Consider the following 23,516-nt stretch of genomic DNA (forward strand, 5'->3'; position numbering starts at 1 on the left):
CGACCATGGAGGGCCGTCGTCCGCGCCGTGCACCGGCGCTGGGCGGAAGAGCTACTTGCCGGACTTCTTGCCGTAGCGGGCCTCGAAGCGGGCGACGCGGCCGCCGGTGTCGAGGATCTTCTGCTTGCCCGTGTAGAACGGGTGGCAGGCGCTGCAGACGTCGGCGTGGATCTTGCCGTCGGTGACGGTCGACTTGGTGGTGAACGTGTTGCCGCAGGTGCAGGTGACCTCGGTGAGCACGTACTCCGGGTGGATACCAGACTTCACGGTTCTTCTCCTCGCGGGGGGTGTCTCCGGGTCCGGACGCGCTTGCCGCGCCGGTGAACCGCAGACCAGCGGACCATTGTGCCAGAACATGGCGGGGCCCCGAAAACTTCCCTCGCCGAGCCCTCTCGGCCCCGCGACGGCGACGGCCCCGCACCTCGGGGGGTGCGGGGCGTCGGCGACGTGCGACAGCGGGGTCAGACGACCTTGCCGACGCCCTCCTCGAGCGCGGGACCGTTGTGCCCCGGCGTGGTCTTCTGCACCTGCAGCAAGAACTCGACGTTCGACTTCGTCTCGCGCAGCTTGCCGAGCAGGAGCTCGATGGCCTGCTGCTGGTCGAGCGCGCCGAGCACGCGGCGGAGCTTGTAGATGATCTTCAGCTCGTCGTGGCTCATGAGCACCTCCTCGCGGCGGGTGCCGGACGCGTTGACGTCCACCGCGGGGAAGATGCGCTTGTCGGCGAGGCCGCGCGACAGGCGCAGCTCCATGTTCCCGGTGCCCTTGAACTCCTCGAAGATGACCTCGTCCATCTTCGAGCCCGTCTCCACCAGCGCGGAGGCGAGGATCGTCAGCGAGCCGCCGTTCTCGATGTTGCGCGCCGCGCCGAAGAACCGCTTCGGCGGGTAGAGCGCCGAGGCGTCCACGCCGCCGGAGAGGATCCGGCCCGACGCCGGCGCCGCCAGGTTGTACGCGCGCGACAGGCGGGTCAGCGAGTCGAGCAGCACGACGACGTCCTGACCCAGCTCGACCAGGCGCTTGGCGCGCTCGATCGCGAGCTCGGCGACGATCGTGTGGTCCGACGCGGGGCGGTCGAACGTCGAGGCGATGACCTCGCCCTTGACCGTCCGCTCCATGTCCGTGACCTCCTCGGGGCGCTCGTCGACGAGCACGACCATGAGGTGGACCTCGGGGTTGTTCGCGGTGATCGCGTTCGCGATCTGCTGCATGACGATCGTCTTGCCCGCCTTGGGCGGCGCGACGATGAGACCACGCTGCCCCTTGCCGATCGGGGCGACGATGTCGATGACCCGCGGCGTCAGGCGGCCCGGCTCGGTCTCGAGACGCAGCCGCTCCTGCGGGTACAGCGGCGTCAGCTTGGAGAACTCGGGCCGCTGGGCGGCGAGCTCGGGGTCGGCGCCGTTGACCGTGTCCAGGCGCACGAGCGCGTTGAACTTGCTCGGGCGGTTGCCCTGCGGCTGCGGGTCGCCCTCGCCCGGCTGGCGGACGGCGCCCGTGATGGCGTCGCCGCGGCGCAGCGCGTGCTTCTTGACCTGGTTCAGCGAGACGTAGACGTCGCCCGGGCCCGGCAGGTAGCCGGACGTGCGGACGAAGGCGTAGGAGTCGAGGACGTCGAGCACGCCCGCGACGGGCAGCAGGACGTCGTCCTCGTTGAGCTCGACGTCGTCGGGACCGGGCAGCTCGCCCGGGCCACGGCCGCGGCCGCGCTTGCGGTCCCGGTCGCGGTAGCGGTCCCGCGACCGGCGGCGGCGGCCGCCGCGCTCGTCGTCGTCCTGGGCCTGGCGGTCGTCGCGCACCTGGCGGTCGTCGCGGGCCTGGCGGTCGTCGCGCGTCTGACGGTCGTCACGGGCCTGGCGGTCGTCACGGGCCTGCCGGTCGTCCCGGGCCTGGCGGTCGTCGCGGGCCGGCCGGTCGGCGCGCTCGGGCTGCGCCGCCTGCTGGGCGTCGCGACCCTGCTGGGGCCGGTCGCCCCGGCGGCCGTCGCCCTGCTCCTCGCGGGGCGCGGCCTCGACGGGCGCACCCGCGCTGCGGCCCGCGCGGCGCGAGCGGCGCTCACCGGTCACGACGCCGACGGCGTCGGCGGCACGCGCGGCACGGTCGTCGCGCTCGTCGCCGGCCGGGGCCAGGCGGGCGTCGAGCGCGGCCTCGAGGCCTGCGAGGACGTCGCGCGTGGGGCGCTCCTCGGAGCGCTGCTCGCCCTGCGGGCGGTCGGTCTGCGGGCGGTCGATCTGCGGGCGGTCGGCCTGCTCGGCGCGCTGCACCTGCTCGGCCTGCTCGCCGCGCGCCCGGTCGGCGCGGGTGGCGCGCACGCGCCGCGGCGCGCGGTCGGCACCGTCGCCCGTCTCGGCGGGGCGCTCGGCGGCCGGCGCCTCGACGACGGCCTCGGCGCGGCGCGTGCTCGCGCGCGACTCGAGGGCCTGCGGGCGCTCGGCGGGGCGGTCGCCCGAGCGGGCGGCGGAGATCGCCTGGACGAGGTCGCCCTTGCGCATCTTGCTGGTGCCCTTGACGCCGAGCTGGGAGGCGAGCGCCTGGAGCTCGGGCAGGCGCATCGCGGAGATGCTGCCCGTGCCCGAGCCGCCGGCCGTGGTCGCCGCGGCGTCGATGGTGTCTGTCACGAAGGATCCTTCCCCCTCGGCGGGGCCCCTCCGGTCCTCCCGGTCGGGGGTCTGCGTCCGACCGGCTGCGGTCGGAGCGGTGCTGCCACGCGCGCCGCGTACGACGGCGTCTGCTCACGCGTGGCGGGGCGTTCCCCTCGTCGTCGACTCTGTGGCAGTGGCGGCGGGATCGCGGTGACGTCCGGCGACCGTCGGGCGCCCGCGAGGGCGGCTGATCCGTGGGGTCGGGGTTCCGGAGGTCCGGGTTCCGCAGTCGATCCGGAGCGGTCGATGCACAGGGGGCCGGAGGACGAGGTCCGGGGAACTCGTCGATGCTACCACCGGGGCACCCGCCCCGGAGCGGCGTTGGCGTCAGTCGAGGAGCGTGCGGACCGTGGCCCCGTCCGCGTCGACCGGCAGGCGCAGGACGCGCCACCCGGCCATCACGCCGCCGAACGCGTCGGCGACCGCCGCGTCCGCGTCGGTCGCGGGGCCGTCGGGCTCGCCCGCGCGGCCGCCCGCCGCGCTCCCGGCCGTCCCGTCCGCCGCCGCGGCCCGCCGGGCGAGCGCCAGCACGGTCGGGCCGGCGCCGGACACGACCGCGGCCACGCCGCGCGCCCGCAGCGCGTCGACGAGGGCGAGCGACTCGGGCATGACGGACCGGCGGTAGCCCTGGTGCAGGCGGTCGCCCGTCGCGTCGAGCAGCAGGTCGGGCCGCCGGCCCAGCGCCTCGACCAGCAGCCCGGCGCGAGCGGCCTGCCACGCGGCGTCGGCGTGCGGAACGTGCGCGGGCAGCACGCCGCGCGCGGCACGCGTCGAGAGGTGCTGCTGCGGCACGACCGCCACGGGGACCACGTCCGGGTGCACGGGCAGGCGCACGGCGCGCACGCCACCGTCCCGCTCCCCCGCCCACGCGAGGGTGAACCCCCCGAGCAGCGCCGGCGCGGCGTTGTCGGGGTGGCCCTCGAGCTCCGTCGCGAGCGCGAGGGCGTCGTCGTCGCCGAGCACGTCGGGGTCGCCGACGAGCCCGCGCGCCGCGAGCACACCCGCGACGACGGCGGCCGCGGACGAGCCGAGGCCGCGCCCGTGCGGGATCCGGTTGCGGCAGACGAGGTGCAGGCCGGTCTGCGGCGCGCCGACGTGGTCGAGCGCCGCACGCAGGGCCCGCACGACCAGGTGCTGCTCGTCGGTGGGCACCTCCCCCGCTCCCTCGCCCTCGACGTCGACGCGCACGCCCGCGGAGCCGAGGGCGCGCACCTCGAGGTCGTCGTGCAGGCCGAGCGCCAGCCCCAGCGCGTCGAAGCCGGGCCCGAGGTTGGCGGAGGTGGCAGGGACGCGCACCCGCACGTGCGCCGCGCGCAGCCGCACGGCTCAGCCCAGGCCGAGGGCGTCGGCGATCGAGACGACGTCCGCGGTGACGCGCACGGGGACGACCTCGTCGCCGTCGGCCGTCCGCAGCGCCCACTGCGGGTCCTTCAGCCCGTGGCCGGTCACCGTGACGACGATGCGCGCACCGGCCGGGACCTGCCCCGCCTCGGCGCGCGCGAGCAGGCCCGCGACGCCGGCGGCCGACGCGGGCTCCACGAACACGCCCTCCTCGGCGGACAGCACGCGGTGCGCGGCGAGGATCTGCTGGTCCGTGACGGCCGCGATGACGCCGCCCGAGGTGTCGCGCGCCTCCTCGGCCTGCTGCCACGAGGCGGGGTTGCCGATGCGGATCGCGGTCGCGATGGTCTCGGGCTCGTCGATCGGGTACCCGGCCACGATCGGCGCGGCGCCGGCGGCCTGGAAGCCCCACATGGCCGGCGTCCGCGTGGCCACGGCGGGCAGCGACTCCCCCGCGTCGAGGCCCGCGTACTCGCGGTAGCCCCGCCAGTAGGCCGTGATGTTGCCGGCGTTGCCGACCGGCAGGACGTGCACGTCGGGCGCGTCGCCGAGGGCGTCGACGACCTCGAACGCCGCGGTCTTCTGCCCCTGGATGCGGTCCGGGTTCACCGAGTTGACGAGCTCGACGGGGTAGGCCTCGGCGAGCTTGCGCGCCGCGACGAGGCAGGCGTCGAAGTTGCCGTCCACCTGCAGCAGGCGCGCGCCGTGCGCGATGGCCTGCGAGAGCTTGCCCATCGCGATCTTGCCGTCCGGGACCAGCACCGCGCAGACCATGCCGGCCCGCGTCGCGTACGCGGCCGCCGACGCCGACGTGTTCCCCGTGGACGCGCACACGACGGCCTTCGCGCCCCGCCCCGCGGCGGCCGACATCGCGGTCGTCATGCCGCGGTCCTTGAAGGACCCGGTCGGGTTCATCCCCTCGACCTTGAGGTACACGTCCGCGCCCGTGCGCTGCGACAGCACCGGGGCGGGCACGAGCGGCGTGCCGCCCTCGCCCAGCGTGACGACGCGCTCCTGGACGTGGGCGGGCAGGCGGTCGGCATACTCGGCGATGACGCCGCGCCACTGGTGGGCCATGGGTGATCCTCGGTTCTCGCCGCTCGGTCGCGGGGTGTCGGTACGGGTCAGAGCACGGGCAGGACGGACACGACGCGGTGCACGACGTCGAGCCCCGTGACGGCCTCGACGGTGGCGCGCAGCGCCCGCTCCGTCGCCGTGTGCGTCGTGATGACGAGCGTCGCGACGCGGTCGGCGCCGGGCGTGGCCGGGTCCGTCGGGGGCGTCTGGCGGACGGCCTCGATGGAGACGTCCTGCGCGGCGAGCTCGGTGGCGACGCGCGCGAGCACGCCCGGCCGGTCGGCGACCTCGAGCCGCAGCTGGCAGCGCGTGCGCGCGTCGCCCGGGTCGAGCACCCGCAGGTCCGCGTGCGAGGACTCGACCGGCCCCTTGCCCCCCAGCACGCGGTGCCGCGCGACCTGCACGAGGTCGCCGAGCACCGCGGACGACGTCGGGGCGCCGCCCGCGCCGCGCCCGTAGAACATGAGCTCGCCGGCGGCCTCCGCCTCGACGAAGACGGCGTTGAACGCGCCGCGGACGCCCGCGAGCGGGTGCTCGGACGGCACCAGCGCCGGGTGCACGCGCACCAGCACGCCGTCGCCGTCCGCGCCCCGCTCGGCGATCGCGAGCAGCTTGACGACGTGGCCGGTGCGGGCCGCCCACGCGACGTCGTCGGCGGTCACGCCCGTGATGCCCGTGCGGTCGACGTCGTCGATCGAGACGCGGGTGTGGAACGCGAGGGACGCGAGGATCGCCGCCTTCGCGGCGGCGTCGTAGCCCTCGACGTCGGCCGTCGGGTCGGCCTCGGCGTACCCGAGCGCCTGCGCCTCGGCGACCGCGGCGTCGAGGTCGAGCCCGTCGGTGGCCATGCGGTCGAGGACGTAGTTCGTGGTGCCGTTGACGATGCCGAGCACGCGCCGCACGGTGTCGCCCGCGAGCGACTCGCGCACGGGCCGCACGATCGGGATGGCGCCCGCGACCGCGGCCTCGAAGTACAGGTCGACTCCCGCGGCGTCCGCCGCGGCGTACAGCGTCGGGCCGTCCTGCGCGAGCAGCGCCTTGTTGGCGGTCACCACCGAGGCGCCGTGCTCGATCGCCCGCAGCAGCAGCGTGCGCGCGGGCTCGGTTCCGCCGATGAGCTCGACCACGACGTCGGCCTTGTCGACGAGGGCGTCGGCGTCGCCGGTCAGCAGCGCGCGGTCGACCACCGGGTCGCGCTCGGCGTCCACGTCGCGCACGGCCACGCCGACGAGCTCGAGCGGTGCACCCACGCGGGCCGCGAGCTCGTCCGCCTCGGTGACCAGGCGCCGCACGACCTCCGTCCCGACGACGCCGCAGCCGAGGACGGCGACGCGCAGGGGCGGGTGGGCGGACGACGAGGGGTGCGGCACGTCAGCAGCCTTCCGGTGGGGCGGACGGGGTGCCGTCCCGCGCAGGAGGGCCGGGGCCGGCGGACCTCAGGATAGGGGCGCGCCGCAGCGCGCCGTCCCGGTGTCCGCGCGGCGGTGGAGCGTCCCGGCGGCGGGCGCGCTCAGTCGGCGCCGACGTCGAGGGCGAGCAGGTCCTCGACGGTCTCGCGCCGCACGAGCACGCGGGACGCGCCGTCGCGCACGGCGACGACGGGCGGACGCGTGAGCAGGTTGTAGTTGGAGGCCATCGACCGCCCGTACGCACCCGTGGCCGGCACGGCGAGCAGGTCGCCGGCGCGCACGTCGGCGGGGAGCTGCACCTCGTGCACGACGATGTCGCCGCTCTCGCAGTGCTTGCCGACGACGCGCGCGAGCACCGGCGCGGCGTCCGGCTCCCGGCCGACGACCTCCGCGTGGTACGCCGCGCCGTACAGGGCGGGACGGATGTTGTCGCTCATGCCGCCGTCGACCGACACGTACGTGCGCACGCGCCCGTCGTCGAGGCGCACGGGCTTCACGGTGCCCACGCGGTAGAGGGTCAGGCCCGCCGGTCCGACGATCGCCCGTCCGGGCTCGATCGACAGGCGCGGCAGCGGGGTGCCGAGCGTCGCGGCGGCCTCCGCCACGGCGTGCGCGACCTCGGTCGCGATGCGCGCGGGCTCGAGCGGGACGTCGCCGGGCAGGTAGGCGATGCCGTAGCCGCCGCCGAGGTCGACCTCCTCGACGAGCACGCCCGTGCGCGCCGCGAGGTCCGCGCGCAGCGCGAGCACCTTCTGCGCGGCGACGGCGAAGCCCGAGGAGTCGAGGATCTGCGAGCCGATGTGCGAGTGGATGCCGAGCAGGTGCAACTCGGGCCGCGCGAGCACGCGCAGCAGCGCGGCGACCGCGGGGCTGTCGCCACCCTCCGGCCCGGCCGTCAGCGACAGGCCGAACTTCTGGTCCTCGTGCGCGGTCGAGATGAACTCGTGCCCACCGGCGTGCACGCCCGTGGTGACGCGCACCATCACGGGTGCGGGCGGGGTGTCCCGGCCGTCCGCCCGGCGGGCCGCGACCAGGTCCGCCAGGTGCTCCACCTCGGCGAGCGAGTCGACGATGACCCGGCCGACACCCGCGTCGAGCGCCACGTGCAGCTCGCCGTCCGACTTGTTGTTGCCGTGCAGCCCGAGGTGCGCGCCGGGCACGCCGGCCGCGAGCGCGACCGCGAGCTCTCCCCCGCTGGCCGTGTCGACCCGCAGGCCCTCCTCGTGCACCCACCGGGCGACCGCCCGCGAGAGGAACGCCTTGCCGGCGTAGTAGACGTCGACGCCCGTGCCGATCTCGGCCGCCGCGGCCTCGAACGCCTCCCGGTACGCGCGGGCCCGCGCCCGCAGGTCGGCCTCGTCGAGGACGTACGCGGGCGTGCCGTGCTCGGCCGCGAGCGCGTGCACGTCGACGCCCGCGACCCGCAGGGCGCCGTCGTCGCCGCGGGCCGCCCCGGTGGACCAGGGCGCCCCGAGCGGGGTCGTCACATCCGCTCCGGCGCGCTCACGCCGAGCAGCGCGAGGCCGTTGGCGAGCACCTGGCGCGTGGCGTCGTTGAGCCACAGGCGCGTGCGGTGCGTGTCCGTGACCTCCTCGTCGCCGAACGGCGTGACGCGGCGCTGGTCGTACCACTTGTGGTACGCCCCGGCGAGCTCCTCGAGGTAGCGCGCGACGCGGTGCGGCTCGCGCAGCTCCGCCGCCTGCGCGACGACGCGCGGCAGCTCCGCGAGCTGCCCGAGCAGCACCGACTCCGACTCGTGGTCGAGCAGGGCGGCGTCGAAGCCGTCCTCGCGGCGCACCCCCGCCTCGGCCGCGTTGCGCGCGACCGAGACGGTGCGCGCGTGCGCGTACTGCACGTAGTAGACGGGGTTCTCGTTGCTGGCCCGCGTGAGCAGGTCGAGGTCGAGGTCGATCTGCTGGTCGCTCGACGAGCGCGCGAGCGAGTACCGCGCCGCGTCCACGCCGACCGCGTCGACGAGGTCCTCGATCGTGACGACCGTGCCCGCGCGCTTGCTCATGCGGACCGGCTCGCCGTCCTTGACGAGGTTCACCATCTGGCCGATGAGGAGCTCGAGGTTGACGTGCGGGGTGTCGCCGAACGCCGCGCACACGGCCATCATCCGGCCGACGTACCCGTGGTGGTCCGAGCCCAGCATGATGACGACGCGGTCGAAGCCGCGCTCGCGCTTGTCGAGGTAGTAGGCGATGTCGCCGGCGATGTACGCCGCCTCGCCGTCGGACTTGATGACGACGCGGTCCTTGTCGTCGCCGAACTCGGTGGTGCGCAGCCACGTGGCGCCGTCCGCCTCGTACATGTGGCCCGCGTCGCGCAGCCGCTGGACCGCGCGCTCGACGGCCCCCGACTCGTGCAGCGAGTCCTCGTGGAAGTAGACGTCGAACTCGACCCCGAAGTCGCGCAGCGACGCCTTGATCTCCTCGAACATCAGGTCGACGCCGCGCACGCGGAACGCCTCGGTCGCCGCCGCGTCGTCGAGCGTGCGGGGGTCGGGCTCGCCGGCGGCGGCCGCGTCGGCGACGATCCGGTCCGCGATGTCGGCGATGTACTGACCGCCGTACCCGTCCTCGGGGGCGTCCTCGCCGCGGGCCCGCGCGAGCAGCGAGCGCGCGAACCGGTCGATCTGCGCACCGTGGTCGTTGAAGTAGTACTCCCGGGTGACCTCGGCGCCGGACGCCTGCAGGACGCGCGCGAGGCTGTCGCCGACGGCCGCCCAGCGCACGCCGCCGATGTGGATGGGCCCCGTCGGGTTGGCCGAGACGAACTCGAGGTTGACCTTCACGCCCTCGAACGCGGTGTTGCGCCCGTACGCGTCGCCCTGCTCCACGACCGAGCGCGCGAGCTCGCCCGCGGCGGCCGTGTCGAGGCGGATGTTGAGGAAGCCGGGGCCGGCGATCTCGACCGCGGCGATGCCGGGCACGTCGGCGAGCCGGCGGGCCAGCTCCTCGGCGAACGCGCGCGGGTTCGTGCCGGCCTTCTTCGCCAGCTGCAGCGCCACGTTCGTCGCCCAGTCGCCGTGCTCGCGCTGGCGCGGACGCTCCAGGTGCACCTTGGCCGGCACCGCGGCCGGGTCGAGGGCGAACGTGCCGTCGTCGACGGCGTGCACGAGGGCGGCGCGCAGGGCGTCGGCGAGCTGGTCGGGAGTCACCCTCGGATCGTACCGAGCGGGCCCGCACCCGCTCCCGCCCATGGCCGCGCGTGGACGGTGACGCCGCGCACGCCGCCGCCGGGCACCCCGGACGGGGGTCTGGTCGGATCGTTCCGAGACGTGTTGACTGCACACCACGCGTCGACGCGCCGGTCAGACCCTGCCCGCACACGGCGCGCGACCTGACCGCACCGACCAGCCCGCGAGGAGGCCGCCGACGATGGCGCGTCGTACCGGACTCATCGACACCGCCGTCGACGCCCTCCGGTCGCGCATCGCGTCGGGCGAGTGGCCCGTCGGCTCGCGCATCCCGCCCGAGCCCGCTCTCGTCACGCTGCTCGGCGTCGGCCGCAACACCGTGCGCGAGGCCGTGCAGTCGCTCGTCCACGCCGGCCTGCTGGAGCGCCGGCAGGGCTCGGGCACCTACGTCCTGTCGGCGTCCGAGCTGGCGGTGACGATGGGCCGGCAGATCGCCGACGCCCGCCAGCGCGACGTCGTCGAGGTCCGCCGCGCGCTGGAGATGGAGGCCGCGCGCCTCGCCGCGCAGCGCCGCACCGCCACGGACGTCGGTGAGCTGCTGCAGCACCGCGACGCCCGCGCCGAGGCCTACCGCGCCGGTGACCTCGAGCGCATGGTCGCCACCGACCTCGCGCTGCACCGGACCATCGTGCGCACCGCCGCGAACCCGGTGCTGCGCTCGCTGTACGACAACCTGCTGGACGCCATCGGCGAGAACATCCGCTTCAACTTCGTCACCGACGCGCACGGGCACGACTCGCACGACGGCCTGGTCGAGGCGATCGTCGCCGGCGACGAGTCCCGCGCGGTCGCCGAGACGTCGGGGTACCTGACGGCACTCATCCCGGAGCGCTGACGCCGCACCGCGGGTGCCGTCGCACGCCGGCCTGCTGGTAGTGTCGGGGATCGCGTCGACGGCCCTGCGCCGATCGCACGCCGCGCGCCCGTAGCTCAGCGGATAGAGCGTCTGCCTCCGGAGCAGAAGGTCGAAGGTTCGAATCCTTTCGGGCGCACCAGCCACGAGAGCCCTGCCCCCACCGACGCGGGGCAGGGCTCTCGTTGTATGCGCACTCGTGCTCTGCGTGCTCGTGCTCTGCGTGCTCGGGTCAGGAGAGCGGTGCGAACAGGGCGCTCACCGACTCGCCGCTGTGGATGCGGCGGACGGTCTCCGCGAACGCCGGCGCGACCGACAGGACCGTGAGCTTCGGGTGCGCCAGGCGCGCCGCCGTCGGCACGGTGTTCGTCGTGACGATCTCGCGCACCTCGGCGAACCCGCCGATCCGGTCCACGGCGCCGTCGGCGAAGATCCCGTGCGTGCACGCGACCACGACGGACAGGGCGCCGCTGCGGCGGAGCAGCTCCAGGACCGCGACGACCGTGCTGCCGCTCGCGATCTCGTCGTCGAGGACGATGACGTCGCGCCCGGCGACGTCGCCGATGATCGAGGTGATCTCGACCCGGTCGCCCCCGGAGCGCTCCTTGGCCGCGGCGGCGACCGGCGTCCCGAGCATCTTCGCGAAGGCGGTCGCCGTCTTCGCGTTGCCCAGGTCGGGCGACAGCACGGTCGTGCGCGAGAGGTCGCGACCGGCGAAGTGGTCGGCGAGCTCGCGCAGGGCGTTGAGCTGGTCCGTGGGGACGCGGAAGAACGCCTGCACCTGGGGCGCGTGCAGGGTCATCGTGAGCACCCGGTTCGCACCCGCCGTCACCAGCAGGTCCGCGACGAGCCGGCCGCCGACGGACACGCGCGCCGCGTCCTTCTTGTCCGAGCGCGCGTACGCGTAGTGCGGCATGACGGCCGTGATCCGCTGGGCCGAGGCGCCCTTCGCCGCGTCGATCATCAGCAGGAGCTCCATGAGGCTCTCCTGGGCCGGGGAGACGACCGGCTGGACGAGGTACACGTCCCGCTCGCGGCAGTTGTCCAGCAGCTGCACCTGGAGGCAATCGTTCGCGAAGCGGGACACGGTGGTCGAGCTGAGGGGCACGCCGAGCTCGCCACACATCTCCGCGGCGAAGTCGCGACCGGCGGTGCCAGCGAACACCCGGATCTCCCGCACGCGGTCAGCATAGGGGGAGTGCCCCGGCCGACCGTCGCGCCGCACGTCCTGACCGGGTCCGCGTGCGCGGCGTGCGAGAGTGGCGGATCCCGCCGCCGCACCACCAGGACTCCCCCGTGCCCACGACCCTGACGTACACCGCCACCCGACGCTCCGCCCACGCCGGCTACGTCGTGCAGGCCGTGGTCAACACCCTCGCCCCGCTGCTCTTCGTCGTCTTCCACACCCGGCTCGACGTCCCCGTCGCGCAGCTGGGTGCGCTCGCGGGCCTGAACTTCGCCGTGCAGCTGCTCACCGACCTGGCGGCGGTGCGGGTCGTGGACCGGATCGGCTACCGGCGGCCCCTGGTGGCGGCGCACGCGTTCGCCGCCGTCGGGCTCGTGCTGCTGGCCGTGCTGCCGCTGGTGACCCCGTCCCCGTTCGTCGGGCTGTGCATCGCCGTCGTCGTGTACGGCGTGGGCGGCGGGCTGCTCGAGGTCCTCGTGTCGCCGGTCGTGGAGCACCTGCCGCAGCCGGAGGAGGCCAAGGCGGCGGGGATGGCGCTCGCGCACTCGTTCTACTGCTGGGGACAGCTCGGCGTCGTCGTCGTCACCACGGGCCTGCTGGCGGTCGTCGGCACCCGGCTGTGGCCCGTGCTGCCCGTGCTGTGGGCGCTCGTGCCGCTCGCCAACCTGGTCGTGCTGCTGCGGGTGCCCCTGCCGCCGACCGTCCCGGACGAGCACCGCACGTCCCTGCGGTCGCTGTTCGGCACGCCGCTGTTCCTCGCGGCGCTCGTGCTCATGGCCACCGGCGGCGCCGCGGAGCTGACGCTCGCGCAGTGGGCGTCGTTCTTCGCCGAGGAGGGCACCGGCATCTCGAAGGAGGCCGGCGACCTGCTGGGGCTGGGCATGTTCGCGTTCCTGCAGGGCGCCGGACGCGTCGCGTACGGGCTGTGGGGACAGCGCCTCCCGCTGCGTCCGCTGCTCGCGGCGTCGGGCGTCGCGGCCGCCGCCTGCTACGTCGTCGCCGCGACCGCGTCGGCGCCGGCCCTCAGCCTGGCGGCGTGCGCGCTGTGCGGGCTGGCCGTGGCCCTGATGTGGCCCGGCACGTTCTCGCTCACCTCCGCGCGCTTCCCGCTCGGGGGCGCCGCGATGTTCGCCGTGCTCGCGCTCGCGGGCGACGGCGGCGCCACCGTCGGGCCGCTCGCCGCCGGCGTGCTCGCCGACCTCACGCACGGTCCGCTGGCCGGTCTCGCGGCGGCCCTGCCCGACGACAGCGGCACGGGCCTGCGCGCCGGGTTGCTGCTCTCGGCCGTCGTGCCGGCCGCGTTCGCGGTGACGGTGCTGGTGTCCGGGCGAGCCCGGGCGGCCCTGCCCCGGGAGCAGACCGTCAGCGCGTGAGCGAGCGGGGTCGACCGCGGCAGCAGGGCCGGCGCAGGTCGCGTCAGGCCGTCGGCCGCGCCTGCCACGTGCACACGCACGCCTCGTTGCCCTCGGCGTCCGCGAGCACCCAGAACGCGGGGACCGCGTGGTCGCTGACGAGCCGGCCGCCGGCGGCGAGCGCCGCGGCGACGCGCTCCTCGGCGAGGTCGTGCGGGACGGTCACGTCGAGGTGGATGCGGTTGCGCTGCGGCCGCGGGGCGTCCATCTGCTGGAACCACACCGCCGGGCCGGTGCCGGCGGGGTCGACGAGCGCGCCGGGGTCGGTGGGCACGTCGCGGTACGCGAGGACCGCCTTCCAGAACGGCCGGACCGCGGGGATGTCGAGCGCGTCGATCGCGACCTCGAGCACCTCGCTGGCCGGCACCGCGGGCACGAGGCCGAGCTCGTCCGCGAGCGCCGCGACGGTCGCGGCGAGGTCGACGTCGCGCGACGTGAGACCGCCGACGTCGTGGCTCGTCGTCGTCACCGTCACCTGGCCGTAGCGGAGCAGGACGTCGGGGTGGTGGCCGGCCGCGTCGGCGGCCTGCGCGACGCGCGCGACGAACGCGGCGCCGGTGGCCCAGTCGGGCGTGCGGTAGGTGGCGCGCAGCGTGCCCAGCAGCACGCGCCAGTGCCGGGCGTCGACGGCGTCGGTGACGGCGGAGTGCGGGAGGACGTCGCTGGCGGCGGTCATGGCAGCACCCTGCCAGCGACCACCGACATCCGCCGGGCGCGCACGACGGCGCGCAGCACGGCGCCCGGCGGCGGGGACCGCCGCCGGGCGCCGGGCGTCAGGCCCTGCTGGCGTCCGCACCCTCGGAGCCGGCGTCGCCGGCGGCCACGGCGGCCGGCGCCGGACGCGTGGTCCCGTCCCGCCCGTCCGCACGCCACCCGTCGCCGCGACCGCGCACGAGCTCCATGAGGTCGATGCCGGTCTGCGCCTTGAGCAGCACCGCCAGCTCCTGCACGCCGGTCGCGACGTGCCCGGTGACGTTCGACGCCCCGCCCTTGTCGATGACCGTGATGCCGTCGATCGACGCGAGCGCGTCGGCGTACGGCTGCGCCACCTTCGGGAGGGCGTCGAGGACCATCTGCAGACGCGCCGACTCCGGGAACGTCTGGTAGGCGTCGGCCTCGGCCTTGATCGCCGCGGCGCGCGCCTCGCCCTTCGCCTGCTCGGCGGCCGCCTCGGCCTCGCCGCGCGCGCGGGTGCCGTCGGCCTCGGCCCGCGCGATGGCGAGCGCACCCTCGGCACGGCGCTGCTGCTCGACGAGCGCGGCCTCCGCGCGCGACCGCGCCGCGGACGCCTCCGCGTCGGCCTGCGCGGTCGTGCGCTGCGCCTCGGCCTCCGCCGCCCGGATCGCCGACGTGCTGGCGGCCTCGGCCTCCTGCTCGGCGGCGTACCGGCGGGCCTCGGCCTCCTGGGCCTGCTCGTACTTGCGCGCCTCGGCGGGCTTGCGGACCTCGGTCTGCAGCTCCTGCTCGCGCAGTGCCGCGCGCCCCTGCGCCACCAGCTCCTGCTGCTCCAGGACGGACTGCTGGGCCTCGGCCTCGGCCCGCTCCTTGGCCGCCTCCGCCTCGGCCTGCGCCGTGGCGGTCTCCCGCGCGATCTGCGCGTTGCGCAGCGCGACCGCCTTGTTGGACTCGGCGATCTGCACGGCCGCCTCGTTGGAGCGCTGCGTGCTCTCCTGCCGCGCCTGCGCCTCGGCGATCTCGGCGTCGCGCGCCACCGCGGCCGCACGGGGGCGCCCGAGGTTGCGGATGTAGTCGCCGGAGTCCTCGACGGTCTGGATCTCGAAGTTCTCCAGGACCAGGCCGCGCTCGGCGAGCATCGGCACCGCGATGTCCTTGACCTCCTTCGAGAAGTCCTGCCGCTCGTACAGGATCGACTCGACGGTCAGGGTCCCGGCGATGGTGCGCAGCACGCCGACGAGCACCTCGCTCGTCTGCTGCTCGATGACCTGCTCCTGGCTGCGCCCGGCGAACCGCTGCGCCGCGGCGCGCACCATGCGCTCCGTGCCGCCGACCTTGACGACCGCGATGCTGCGCAGCGTCACGCCGACACCGCTCTTCGTCGTCGCGTCCTCGGCGGCCACGGAGAAGCTCTGGGAGGCCAGCGACAGGCGCACGACCTGCTCGAAGATCGGCTTGACGAACGTGCCGCCGCCGATGACGACGCGCTGACCCGACAGGTCCGTCGTCTCCTCCCCGGTCTCGGGGTTGATGACGGGCGTGCCGCTCTTGCGGCCCGTGATGATCAGCGCCTCGTCGGGCGTGGCGATCTTGAAGCGGACCTTCGCGTACACGGCGCCGACGACGGCGAGCACGACCAGGGCCACGATCGCCGCCGCGACGGTCGCGAACGTGCTCACGACCTCCATGGGACTCCTCGTGCCAGGACCTCCGCGGACGGAGGCCAGGGGTGGTGCGGTGCGGGCAGCGGCCCGACCGCGGGGGCGTGCGCCACGACGCGCGGGAGACCGGGCGGCGGTGGCGGTCCCCGCACCCTAGAGGGGCGCGTCCGGGGGACGGGAGCCGTTCCGCCGCGGACGACGCGGAACCACTCCCGCGGCCGAGCCGCACCGGGGCCACCGCCCGGCGGCCGTCAGCCGGCGAGCGCCTCGCGCAGGGCGCGCGCCACGGGCCACGCCGCGTCGGCCGTCGTGCCCGCCACCGTCCGGGTGGTCGCCGTGCGGGGGTCGCACCACGAGGAGAACGACACGCCGGTGTCCTGGCCCGCCAGCCCGACCGTCCCGTCGTCGAGCAGCCACACGCCGAGCCCGTAGGACTCGTCGTCGCCGGTGGGACGCGGCTCCCGCATCCGCGCCACCAGCACGTCCGGCACGATCCGCCCGCCCAGGAGCGCGTGCCAGAACCGCTCCATGTCCGCGGTCGTCGTGTACGCGCCACCGTCCCCGCCGCCCACCACAGGCAGGTGGTGCACGTTCGTCAACCAGCCGTCGTCGGTCCGCACGTAGCCGACGGCCGCGTCGCCGGGCAGCGCGTCCGACCGGGGGTAGCCGGTGGACGTCATCCCCGCCGGGTCGAGCACGCGCTCCTGCACGAGGGCGTGGAACGGCACGCCCGACGCCCGCTGCGCGAGCAGGGACAGCAGGACGAACCCCGCGTTGCTGTAGGCGAACCGCTCCCCCGCGGCGAACCCGGCCGGGTGGCCCTCGAGCAGCGGCAGGTAGTCCTCGGGCGAGACCAGCCGGTGCACGGGCACGGGCATGAGGTACTCCGCCAGGTCGGCGTCGTCGTCGAGGTACTCGCCGACGCCCGAGCGGTGCGCGAGCAGGTGCTCGACCGTGACGTCGTCGGCCACGAGCGGCAGGTCGTCGCCGAGCAGCGAGCGCGCCGTCGTGCCGGGCGTCAGCGTGCCGTCGGCGACGAGCGAGAGGACCGCGAGCGCGGTGAGGCCCTTGCTCCCGCTCGCCGTGGCGAACCGGTGCGTGGGCGTCATCGGCAGGCCGTGCCGCCGGTCCGCGAGGCCCCACGCCGCGTCGAGCAGCACCTCGCCGTCGCGCACGACCCGCGCGACGACGCCGCCGACGCCGTCGGACGTGTCGGTCCCGGAGCGGACGGCGTCGGTCGCGGCGTCCAGCAGGGCGTCGGGGGTCAGCGGTGGCACGACGGCCACGGTAGGCCGCAGCCGCACGCACGTCTCGGCCTTTGTCGCGCCCGCCGGACCGGGACGCAGGTCCCGGGCTGTGACCCGAAGGACCCCGCGGGGAGACGCCCGTCACACGAAAAGGACTTTCATCCCATCTATTCCGGACCGCCCGTTCCTAGCGTCGTAGACAGCGACGGACGACTCCAGCGTCCGCCACCCGCCACCGACCAGGGAGGACCCTCGTGTCCCAGACCACCAGGAAGAACACCCCGGCGACGGCCGGGGGCACCGACGTCGCGACCGCACCGGCCGTCGCGACCGCAGCCCCCGGGACCGCGCTGGGCGCGGCCGACGAGGGGAGCGTCGCCGCCGCCGTCGACCAGCTCGTCGCCAACGCGACGAAGGCGCTCGCGGAGTTCGAGCGCATGACCCAGGAGGACGTCGACCGCTTCGTGAAGAAGGGCGCGGTCGCCGCGCTCGACCAGCACGGCGTGCTGGCGAAGCTGGCGGTCGAGGAGACCGGCCGCGGCGTCTTCGAGGACAAGGCCGTCAAGAACATCTTCGCGTGCGAGCACGTGACCAACTCGATGGCGAACCTGCGGACGGTCGGCGTCATCAACGTCGACGAGCTCAACGGAATCACGGAGATCGCCGAGCCGGTCGGGGTGATCGCGGGCATCACGCCGGTGACCAACCCGACGTCCACCGCCATCTTCAAGTCGCTCATCGCGCTCAAGACGCGCAACCCGATCGTCTTCGCGTTCCACCCGAGCGCGCAGCGGTGCTCGATCGCCGCGGCCCGCGTGGTGCGCGACGCGGCCGTCGCCGCCGGCGCGCCGGAGCACTGCATCCAGTGGGTCGAGACGCCGTCCCTCACCGCCACGAGCGCGCTGATGAACCACCCGGGCGTGGCGACGATCCTCGCCACCGGCGGCAACGCGATGGTGAAGGCCGCGTACTCGTGCGGGAAGCCGGCGCTCGGCGTCGGCGCGGGCAACGTCCCGGCGTACGTCGAGAAGACGGCGAAGCTCGGGCGGGCCGTCAACGACATCGTCCTGTCCAAGGCGTTCGACAACGGCGTGATCTGCGCGTCCGAGCAGGCGGCGATCCTGGACGACGAGATCTACGACGCCGCGATGGCCGAGTTCGCCCGCCTGCACGCGTACCGCACGAACCCCGCCGAGAAGGCCATGCTCGAGCGGTTCGTCTTCGGCGTCGAGGCGGACGGCGAGAACTGCGGCGGCGCGAAGCTGAACCCGGCCGTGGTCGGCAAGAGCCCCGTGTGGATCGCCGAGCAGGCCGGCTTCACCGTGCCGTCCGACACGTCGATCATCCTCGCCGAGGTCTCCGGCGTCGGACCGGCCGAGCCGCTCACGCGCGAGAAGCTCTGCCCGGTCCTGGCGGTGCTGCGCGCCACCAGCACGGAGCACGGCATCAGCCTCGCCGAGCAGATGGTGGAGTTCGACGGCCTCGGCCACTCGGCCGCGATCCACACGCAGGACGACGACCTGACGGTCGAGTTCGGCACGCGCGTCAAGGCGGTCCGCGTCATCTGCAACGCGCCCTCGTCGCTCGGCGGGATCGGCGACATCTACAACGCGTTCATCCCGTCCCTGACGCTGGGCTGCGGCTCCTACGGCCACAACTCCGTCTCGAACAACGTGTCGGCGGTCAACCTCGTGAACATCAAGCGCGTCGGCCGGCGCAACAACAACCTGCAGTGGTTCAAGGTCCCCGCCAAGACGTACTTCGAGCCGAACGCCATCCGCTACCTCGCGGACATGGCGGGCGTCGAGCGCGTCACGATCGTGACCGACTCGACCATGACGACCCTCGGGTTCGTCGACCGCGTGATCGACGTGCTGAACCGGCGGGGCAACCGGGTCGCGCTGCAGATCATCGACCAGGTCGAGCCCGAGCCGTCGGTGCGCACCGTGCAGGCCGGGGCCGCGCAGATGCGCCACTTCCGGCCCGACACGATCATCGCGCTGGGCGGCGGGTCGCCCATGGACGCGGCGAAGGTCATGTGGCTGCTGTACGAGCACCCCGAGATCGTCTTCTCCGACCTCAAGCAGAAGTTCTTCGACGTCCGCAAGCGGGCGTTCAAGTTCCCGGTGCTGGGCGAGCTCGCCAAGCTCGTCTGCATCCCGACGACGTCGGGCACCGGTGCGGAGGTCACGCCGTTCGCGGTCATCTCCGACCCCGACGCGGGCAAGAAGTACCCGCTGGCCGACTACGCGCTGACGCCGACCGTGGCGATCATCGACCCGATCCTGACGTCGCGGATGCCCCGCAGCCTGGCCGCCGACTCCGGCTTCGACGCGCTCACGCACGCCACCGAGGCGTTCGTGTCGGTGTACGCCAACGACTTCACCGACGGCATGGCGCTGCAGGCGATCCGGCTCATCTTCGACAACCTCGCGCAGTCGGTGAACGGCGACCCGGCCGACCCGGCGACGAAGGACGCGCGGGAGAAGATGCACAACGCCGGGACCATCGCCGGCATGGCGTTCGGCAACGCGTTCCTCGGCATCGTGCACGCGATGGCGCACGTGATCGGCTCGACGTACCACCTGGTGCACGGCCGGACGAACGCGACCCTGCTGCCGCACGTGATCCGGTACAACGGCACGGTCCCGACCAAGCTCACGAGCTGGCCGAAGTACGAGCGCTACGTCGCCCCGGAGCGGTTCCAGCAGATCGCGCAGATGCTCGGCCTGCCGGCCGCCACCCCCGAGGAGGGCGTGGAGTCCTACGCCCGGGCCGTCGAGTCGCTGCGCGCGAAGGTGGGCATCCCCGCGTCGTTCCAGGCGCAGGGCGTCGACGAGCAGGAGTTCCTGCGTCGGCTGGACGAGGTCGCCATGGGTGCCTACGAGGACCAGTGCGCCCCGGCCAACCCCCGCATGCCGATGATCGGCGACATGAAGGACCTCATGACCGCGGCCTACTACGGCACGTCGCTGGAGGACGTCCGGGGCCGCAGCGAGCGCGCGGAGGCCTGACCGGCTCCCCGACGGTCGTCCACCCCTCCCCGGGGGTGTCTCCGTCGACGCTCGCCCCGACGCCCCCCGCCCGCACGGGCGGGGGGCGTCGTCGTCCCCGGACGGCCCGGTGCGCCGCCACCAGGACCCGCGTGACCTGCGCGGATGAGACCTGGATGAGGACGACGGGCGGGGTGTCGGTGCGACCGGCAGACTGTGGCGCCGGCCGCCCCTCCGCTCTCCCCCCCTCTCCCCCGCTCTCCCTCCCCAGCCCCGCGGGTGGCCGTGAGCCGCACGACGACGACCCCAGGAGGTCCCCGTGGCAGCGACCCGTCCGTCCGTCCGCCCCACCCGCCCGCTCCGCGCCCGCGCCGTCGGCGCCGCCGCCGCCGGTCTGCTCGTGCTCGGCCTGTCGGCCTGCACCGACGCCGACGTCGACCAGGTCGCCGACGAGGTCGGCGAGGCCGCCCAGGGCGCCGCCGACGACGTCAAGGACGCCGGCGACGCGCTGCAGGAGGCGGTCGCCGCCGCCGAGGGCGACGTGGCGGCCGCCCGCACGCGCATCGACGAGGCCCGCGCGGCGCTCGGGTCGCTCGACGACCAGGCGCGCGCCCAGGCCGACGAGGCCGTGACGTCCGCACAGGTCGCCGTCGACGAGGCCGAGGCCGCGCTCACCCAGGTGAAGGACCAGGGCGAGGCCGCCTCCCAGGAGGCCGTGACGGCCGCGCGCGAGAAGGTCGCCGCCGCGGAGGCGGGGCTCGACTCCGCGACCGCGAACGCCGGCGCGGAGGGCGGCGACGCGCTGCGCTCGCTGGCCGACGAGCTCGCCACGCTCGGCAACGACCTCGAGGCCGCCGCCGCCGGCTGACCTCCTCCGTGCGGCGGCGTGCGCGGGTGAAATCCGCGACGCGCCGCCGCACGACTGCACCCGCTCCCGACACGTGCCGATGGTGGAGACATGGCAACACGCAACCCGGTCCGCGAGGTGCCGCACCACCACGCCGAGTGGTGGGTGGTGGCGGCGTGGTCGTCGCTCGCCCTGCTCGTCGTCAGCGGGCTCGTGGCGGCGGCCGGCCTGGTCTGAGCCGCTCGCGCCTACGCTCGGGAGGCGTGAGCACCTCCTCCGGTCACCGCCCCCCGCCGCGCTGGCACCAGGTCGCCGCGGCGGCCGGTCTCCTCGACGCGGACGGCGGCGTGCGCGCCACGGTCTTCGCCGAGATGTCGGCGCTCGCCGCACGCACCGGTGCGCTCAACCTCGGCCAGGGGTTCCCCGACGTCGACGGGCCGTCGGCCGTCGCACGCGCTGCGGCGGACGCGATCCTGGCCGGTCACAACCAGTACCCGCCGGGGACCGGCATCCCGGCGCTGCGCGCCGCCGTCGCCGCGCACCAGGCGGCGCGGTACGGCATCGGGCTCGACCCGGACAGCCAGGTGCTCGTCACCACGGGAGCGACGGAGGGGCTCGCCGCGGCGGTGCTCGCGCTCGCGGGGCCCGGCGACGAGGTGCTCACCCTGGAGCCGTTCTACGACTCGTACGCCGCGGTCGTCGCGATGGCCGGCGCCCGGCACACCACCGTCCCGCTGCGACCGGCGCCCGACGGGTTCCGCCTCGACGCCGACGCCCTGACGGCCGCGGTGACGCCGCGCACGCGTCTGCTGCTGCTGAACTCGCCGCACAACCCGACCGGCGCGGTGCTGCGCCGGGACGAGCTCGAGGCGGTCGCACGCGTCGCGGTCGCCCACGACCTGACCGTCGTGACGGACGAGGTCTACGAGCACCTCGTGTTCGGCGTCGAGCACGTGCCCGTCGCGACCCTGCCGGGCATGGCCGAGCGCACCCTGACCGTGTCCTCGTCGGGCAAGACGTTCTCGTTCACCGGCTGGAAGATCGGCTGGGTCACCGGGCCCGCGGCGCTGGTCACGGCCGTGCGGACCGTCAAGCAGTTCCTGACGTACGTGTCGGGGGCACCGTTCCAGCCCGCGGTCGCCGCTGCGCTCACCGACCCCGCCGCGCTCGCGTGGGTCGACGAGCTCGTGGTGTCGCTCGCCGAGCGCCGCGACCTGCTCGCGGCGGGCCTGCGCGAGGCCGGCTTCGACGTCGTCCGGCCCGACGGCACCTACTTCGTCCTCGCCGACGCGGCGCCGCTGGGGTACGGCGACGGCGTCGCGCTGTGCCGCGAGCTGCCCGCCCTCGCCGGCGTCGTCGGCGTGCCGGTGCGGGCGTTCACGCGACCGGGCTCGGTCGCCCACCACGCGCTCGGGAGCTACGTGCGATTCACCTTCGTCAAGCGCCGCGAGGTGCTCGAGGAGGCGGTGACCCGCCTGGCGCGCCTGCGCGGCGTCCGCTGACGCCGGGACCGGGTCGGGACCTGCGCGCCGTCGACGTGGTGCGCCGCCGCCGCGTCAGGTCAGCTGCCACGCGCCGCCGCGGCGGAAGGCCGGCGTCGCGAGCGCGAGCACGGCCAGCGCGGCGACCGACGCGGCCGCCATCACGCCCGTCATCGCCAGCGCGTCCCCGCCGAGCAGTCCCGACACGGGGCTGACGAGGCCGGACACCCCGGCCTGGCACGCGCCGATGAAGGCCGCCGCGGTGCCGGCGACCTCCCCGTGCCGGCCGAGCGCGATGCTCGAGGCGTTCGGCGGCGCGAAGTTCACGAGGGCGAGCACGAACCACAGGACGACGAGCAGCGCCCACATGCCGCCGGCGCCGGTGATGCCGAGCACCAGCAGGACGCCCGAGAGCAGCACGACGGCGACCTGCGAGGCGCGCAGGATGCGGATGGGCGCGACCCGCCGCACGATCGCCGCGTTGATCTGCGCGCCGAGCACCAGGCCGACACCGTTGACGGCGAACACCAGCGAGAACTGGTGCTCCGACAGCCCGTAGCCCTCTCGGAGCACGAACGGCGACGCGACGACGTAGCTCATCAGCACGGCCATGTTGAGGCCCGGCAGCACCGCGAGCGCCACGAAGTGCCGGTCCCGCAGCAGGGCGCGGTACCCGGACAGCGCCGTGCGGATCCCACCGCCACGGCGACGCTCGGCGGGCAGGGTCTCGGGCATCTTCGTCAGCACGACCACCCAGAGGCCGACCCCGAAGACCGCGAGCGCGTAGAACACCGCCCGCCACCCCCACTGCCCCGCGATCAGCCCGCCCACCGACGGCGCGAACATCGGCGCGACGCCGATGACGAGCATGAGCCGCGACATCAGGCGCGAGGCGTCCGAGCCGACGAAGCGGTCGCGGATGAGCGCCATCGCGACCACGGAGGCGGACGCGTTGAAGAAGCCCTGGAGCATCCGCAGCGCGATCAGCGGCACGATCGCGGGTGCGACGGCGCACAGCACCGACGTGACGACGTGCAGCGCGACGCCCACGAGCACGGGCCCGCGCCGCCCGAACCGGTCCGACAGCGGGCCGATGACGAGCTGGCCGACGGCGCCGCCGAGCAGCATGCCCGTCATCGTCAGCTGCGCCGCGGCCGCGGACGTGCCGAGGTCCCGGGCCACGTCCGGCAGGGACGGCAGGTAGATGTCGGTCGACACCGCGGGCAGCGCGGTCATCGAGCCGAGGAGCAGGACGTACCGCCAGTCCGGGCGGTACGCCGGGTCCCCCGGGCCGGGCGTGGGTGCGGCGGGTGCGGCGGGTGCGGCAGCACCCGCACCGTCGGCGACGGAACGCGGAGCAGGGTCGGGCTGGAGAGACATCCCCACCATCGTCGCACCGCCCGGCGAGGGCGCGCGAATCGATTCGAGGAACTGGCCCCGGCGGCGTCGGCCGCACCCGCCGACCCCGCACCCGCCGACCCCGCCACCGG

18 protein-coding genes and 1 tRNA gene are annotated in these 23,516 nt (G+C 75.1%); 7 read left to right on the forward strand and 12 right to left on the reverse strand.

Features of this window, described 5'->3' with window-relative positions:
- Positions 1 to 51: 51 nt before the first annotated feature.
- The 7 genes from rpmE to argS all read right to left on the reverse strand — a co-directional run bounded on the left by rpmE (position 52) and on the right by argS (position 9,632).
- On the reverse strand, positions 52 to 267 hold the full coding sequence (rpmE, locus tag E5225_RS12715; protein WP_135974199.1) for a 50S ribosomal protein L31: 216 nt from the start codon (positions 265 to 267) through the stop codon (positions 52 to 54).
- 194 nt (positions 268 to 461) lie between these two features.
- Positions 462 to 2,618 carry a transcription termination factor Rho gene (gene rho / locus E5225_RS12720; protein WP_136225449.1) on the reverse strand — a complete coding sequence of 719 codons (2,157 nt, stop codon included), beginning with the start codon at positions 2,616 to 2,618 and terminating at the stop codon, positions 462 to 464.
- Between the two features lie 351 nt (positions 2,619 to 2,969).
- Positions 2,970 to 3,965, reverse strand: a complete 996-nt coding sequence (gene thrB / locus E5225_RS12725; protein WP_136225451.1) for a homoserine kinase — start codon at positions 3,963 to 3,965, stop codon at positions 2,970 to 2,972.
- 3 nt (positions 3,966 to 3,968) lie between these two features.
- Positions 3,969 to 5,060, reverse strand: a complete 1,092-nt coding sequence (thrC, locus tag E5225_RS12730) for a threonine synthase (protein WP_135973788.1) — start codon at positions 5,058 to 5,060, stop codon at positions 3,969 to 3,971.
- A 47-nt stretch (positions 5,061 to 5,107) separates the two neighbouring features.
- Positions 5,108 to 6,430 (reverse strand): homoserine dehydrogenase, encoded by a 1,323-nt coding sequence (locus E5225_RS12735; RefSeq protein ID WP_135973789.1) that lies wholly within the window; start codon positions 6,428 to 6,430, stop codon positions 5,108 to 5,110.
- Between the two features lie 140 nt (positions 6,431 to 6,570).
- Positions 6,571 to 7,956: a diaminopimelate decarboxylase gene (gene lysA, locus E5225_RS12740; RefSeq protein WP_135973790.1), complete on the reverse strand. Its 1,386-nt coding sequence runs from the start codon at positions 7,954 to 7,956 to the stop codon at positions 6,571 to 6,573.
- The gene (argS, locus tag E5225_RS12745; RefSeq protein ID WP_135973791.1) at positions 7,953 to 9,632 is read right to left on the reverse strand and encodes an arginine--tRNA ligase; all 1,680 of its coding nucleotides are present in this window, start codon (positions 9,630 to 9,632) and stop codon (positions 7,953 to 7,955) included. The genes lysA and argS overlap by 4 nt, the downstream gene beginning before the upstream one ends.
- Positions 9,633 to 9,852: 220 nt before the next feature.
- Here argS and E5225_RS12750 point away from each other — a divergent pair, with 220 nt between their 5' ends.
- Together E5225_RS12750 and E5225_RS12755 are read left to right on the forward strand one after the other, a co-directional pair.
- Positions 9,853 to 10,506: a FadR/GntR family transcriptional regulator gene (locus E5225_RS12750; RefSeq protein ID WP_135973792.1), complete on the forward strand. Its 654-nt coding sequence runs from the start codon at positions 9,853 to 9,855 to the stop codon at positions 10,504 to 10,506.
- Between the two features lie 84 nt (positions 10,507 to 10,590).
- Positions 10,591 to 10,666: transfer RNA gene (locus tag E5225_RS12755), tRNA-Arg, on the forward strand.
- Positions 10,667 to 10,756: 90 nt separating this feature from the next.
- Here E5225_RS12755 and E5225_RS12760 read toward each other — a convergent pair.
- Entirely contained in the window at positions 10,757 to 11,704 is a 948-nt protein-coding gene (locus tag E5225_RS12760; protein WP_135973793.1) for a ribose-phosphate diphosphokinase, read from the reverse strand.
- Positions 11,705 to 11,820: 116 nt separating this feature from the next.
- Between E5225_RS12760 and E5225_RS12765 the strand changes: the two genes are divergently transcribed.
- On the forward strand, positions 11,821 to 13,083 hold the full coding sequence (locus E5225_RS12765) for an MFS transporter (RefSeq protein WP_243738263.1): 1,263 nt from the start codon (positions 11,821 to 11,823) through the stop codon (positions 13,081 to 13,083).
- A 43-nt stretch (positions 13,084 to 13,126) separates the two neighbouring features.
- Here the strand turns inward: E5225_RS12765 and E5225_RS12770 are convergent, their stop codons facing one another.
- The 3 genes from E5225_RS12770 to E5225_RS12780 all read right to left on the reverse strand — a co-directional run bounded on the left by E5225_RS12770 (position 13,127) and on the right by E5225_RS12780 (position 16,735).
- Entirely contained in the window at positions 13,127 to 13,798 is a 672-nt protein-coding gene (locus E5225_RS12770) for a VOC family protein (RefSeq protein WP_135973794.1), read from the reverse strand.
- Between the two features lie 97 nt (positions 13,799 to 13,895).
- Positions 13,896 to 15,485, reverse strand: a complete 1,590-nt coding sequence (locus tag E5225_RS18135) for an SPFH domain-containing protein (protein WP_135973795.1) — start codon at positions 15,483 to 15,485, stop codon at positions 13,896 to 13,898.
- Between the two features lie 224 nt (positions 15,486 to 15,709).
- Positions 15,710 to 16,735 (reverse strand): serine hydrolase domain-containing protein, encoded by a 1,026-nt coding sequence (locus tag E5225_RS12780; RefSeq protein ID WP_243738264.1) that lies wholly within the window; start codon positions 16,733 to 16,735, stop codon positions 15,710 to 15,712.
- A gap of 224 nt (positions 16,736 to 16,959) precedes the next feature.
- Here E5225_RS12780 and adhE point away from each other — a divergent pair, with 224 nt between their 5' ends.
- The 4 genes from adhE (at position 16,960) to E5225_RS12800 (ending at position 22,047) form a co-directional block, all read left to right on the forward strand.
- Positions 16,960 to 19,719, forward strand: a complete 2,760-nt coding sequence (gene adhE, locus E5225_RS12785) for a bifunctional acetaldehyde-CoA/alcohol dehydrogenase (protein WP_208012555.1) — start codon at positions 16,960 to 16,962, stop codon at positions 19,717 to 19,719.
- Between the two features lie 298 nt (positions 19,720 to 20,017).
- Positions 20,018 to 20,566, forward strand: a complete 549-nt coding sequence (locus E5225_RS12790) for a hypothetical protein (protein ID WP_135973796.1) — start codon at positions 20,018 to 20,020, stop codon at positions 20,564 to 20,566.
- Between the two features lie 90 nt (positions 20,567 to 20,656).
- Positions 20,657 to 20,782 (forward strand): molybdopterin oxidoreductase, encoded by a 126-nt coding sequence (locus E5225_RS12795; protein ID WP_135973797.1) that lies wholly within the window; start codon positions 20,657 to 20,659, stop codon positions 20,780 to 20,782.
- 26 nt (positions 20,783 to 20,808) lie between these two features.
- Entirely contained in the window at positions 20,809 to 22,047 is a 1,239-nt protein-coding gene (locus tag E5225_RS12800; RefSeq protein ID WP_135973798.1) for a pyridoxal phosphate-dependent aminotransferase, read from the forward strand.
- Positions 22,048 to 22,101: 54 nt separating this feature from the next.
- On the opposite strand, the gene E5225_RS12805 is transcribed toward E5225_RS12800, so the two are convergent.
- Entirely contained in the window at positions 22,102 to 23,406 is a 1,305-nt protein-coding gene (locus E5225_RS12805; RefSeq protein WP_166435974.1) for a multidrug effflux MFS transporter, read from the reverse strand.
- Between the last annotated feature and the right edge of the window lie 110 nt (positions 23,407 to 23,516).

This window comes from Cellulomonas shaoxiangyii, from assembly GCF_004798685.1.
GTDB classification, from domain to species: Bacteria; Actinomycetota; Actinomycetes; order Actinomycetales; family Cellulomonadaceae; genus Cellulomonas; species Cellulomonas shaoxiangyii.

Coding starts and splice junctions, on each gene's coding strand:
- E5225_RS12770 (WP_135973794.1), bottom strand. CDS start 13,798: ATGACCGCCGCCAGCGACGTCCTCCCGCACTCCGCCGTCACCGACGCC.
- E5225_RS12795 (WP_135973797.1), top strand. CDS start 20,657: ATGGCAACACGCAACCCGGTCCGCGAGGTGCCGCACCACCACGCCGAG.
- thrC (WP_135973788.1), bottom strand. CDS start 5,060: ATGGCCCACCAGTGGCGCGGCGTCATCGCCGAGTATGCCGACCGCCTG.
- E5225_RS12805 (WP_166435974.1), bottom strand. CDS start 23,406: ATGTCTCTCCAGCCCGACCCTGCTCCGCGTTCCGTCGCCGACGGTGCG.
- E5225_RS12750 (WP_135973792.1), top strand. CDS start 9,853: ATGGCGCGTCGTACCGGACTCATCGACACCGCCGTCGACGCCCTCCGG.
- E5225_RS18135 (WP_135973795.1), bottom strand. CDS start 15,485: ATGGAGGTCGTGAGCACGTTCGCGACCGTCGCGGCGGCGATCGTGGCC.